The sequence below is a fragment of the Bacillus haikouensis genome, from assembly GCF_013179555.1.
In the GTDB taxonomy this organism is placed as follows: domain Bacteria; phylum Bacillota; class Bacilli; order Bacillales; family Bacillaceae_B; genus Rossellomorea; species Rossellomorea haikouensis_A.
Window position 1 is genome coordinate 1 of the sequence record NZ_JABMCR010000522.1, and the last position, 1477, is coordinate 1477.

Annotated in this window: 2 protein-coding genes; one reads left to right on the top strand and one right to left on the bottom strand. The window is 38.6% G+C overall.

Annotated elements, in window-relative coordinates:
- Nucleotides 1-51: 51 nt before the first annotated feature.
- Nucleotides 52-489 carry a cyclic-di-AMP-binding protein CbpB gene (cbpB, locus tag HP456_RS23880; protein ID WP_172255661.1) on the top strand — a complete coding sequence of 146 codons (438 nt, stop codon included), beginning with the start codon at nt 52-54 and terminating at the stop codon, nt 487-489.
- Nucleotides 490-666: 177 nt separating this feature from the next.
- On the opposite strand, the gene HP456_RS23885 is transcribed toward cbpB, so the two are convergent.
- Nucleotides 667-1395: a sulfite exporter TauE/SafE family protein gene (locus HP456_RS23885; protein WP_246289410.1), complete on the bottom strand. Its 729-nt coding sequence runs from the start codon at nt 1393-1395 to the stop codon at nt 667-669.
- Nucleotides 1396-1477 lie beyond the last annotated feature (82 nt).

Sequence of the window (1477 nt, forward strand, 5' to 3'; positions counted from 1 at the left end):
CTCCAGAAACATGCTAAATGAAACATTCATATTAAAAATGAGGGGTTTTACATGATTTCATTAAGTAGTAAGGAATTCTTAGAGACAAAGATTAAAGATTTCATCATATCGTCAGAAAAAGTTGCACATGTACAAATGGGAAATTCTCTTGAACATGCTTTATTGTTGTTGACAAAAAGCGGTTACTCTTCTATTCCGGTTTTGGATTCCGGCTTTCATTTTCAAGGGCTCATCAGCTCCTCCCTGATTACTGACGCGGTGCTTGGACTGGAGCGGTTTGAATTTGAAAAGCTTGAAACAATGAAAGTAGAGGAAGTCATGACCAGGGAGTTCCCTACAATATCATTCGAAGCGAATTTCAAAAAGGCGATTGAACTGTTAATTGATCACCCCTTCTTGTGTGTGGTCTCAGAAGAAGATTATTTTGAAGGAATCATGACCAGAAGAGTGATACTGAAACAGCTTCAGCGTAACATCTATCAATCGTAACATTGAATTATTATTAATATCCGTATTATGAAAAACTGAATAAATCGAAGGGGATGACATAAAATGTCATCCCCTTTTATTAAATTGTTTTAAGGGAGACATGTTTAGAAGTCAGCCATTCATGAATAATATAAAAAGACTGTGTTTATCTACTGTTGTTTCCTGGAAGAAAAAGAGTTAAAACAATAGGCTCAGTCCCACTTGCAGAATTAGAATGAATGTAATGATATTTAATAATTTACCTGCTTGTTTGATAGATAATCTACCAGCTAATCTGACAGACAACTGAGCTCCAATCAGTGCACCCAGGGCAAAGGGGACTGCAGTCATCCAATCGACATGCCCATTGATCAAGTAGATGATAAATGCACCAAGGCAGCTGACAAAGGTTTGGAACCTTGTCAAAGCCACGGTCTTTAAATAACTGAGACCATGCATTAGATGAGTGTACATTAAAAGGGTTGCCTGACCGGGGCCAAATAAACCGTCATAGGAACTGATCAAGAATAACTTTCCAACCGGGAGATTATAGGGTGCCTTGCTGCTAGTAGTCTTGATTCCTTTCACTAAGCTCAGAAGGAGAGCAAATAATAAAAAGAAAAATGCCATCCATTCAAGGACTGCCGGATTAATCTTGTCTGAGAGGAATGCACCGGCAATCCCTCCGGCCGCTCCTAAAGGTATAATGGGAAGGCACTCCTTGAAAGTCACTTTCCTCTCTTTCAGCAAATAGACAAAACTAGAAGATGAACTGATAATATTCGAGAATTTAGCAGTTGCAATGCTGGTATGCACAGGGATGCCGAGAAGAAGCATCATCGGCATCCCGATCAACCCGCCGCTACCTGCGAGTGTACCCACAAATGCAACAATCATACCTGTAAAAAATAATAGAACTTCCATCATTCCCTCACCTCAGAAAATTTGATACTTTCAGTGTATTCCACTTCATTTGATAATGAAATTTTATTTATTTTAAGATACAATA

What these genes read in the sequence shown, in the direction of transcription:
- cbpB (WP_172255661.1), top strand. Translation starts at nt 52, where the DNA reads ATGATTTCATTAAGTAGTAAGGAATTCTTAGAGACAAAGATTAAAGAT.
- HP456_RS23885 (WP_246289410.1), bottom strand. Translation starts at nt 1,395, where the DNA reads ATGATGGAAGTTCTATTATTTTTTACAGGTATGATTGTTGCATTTGTG.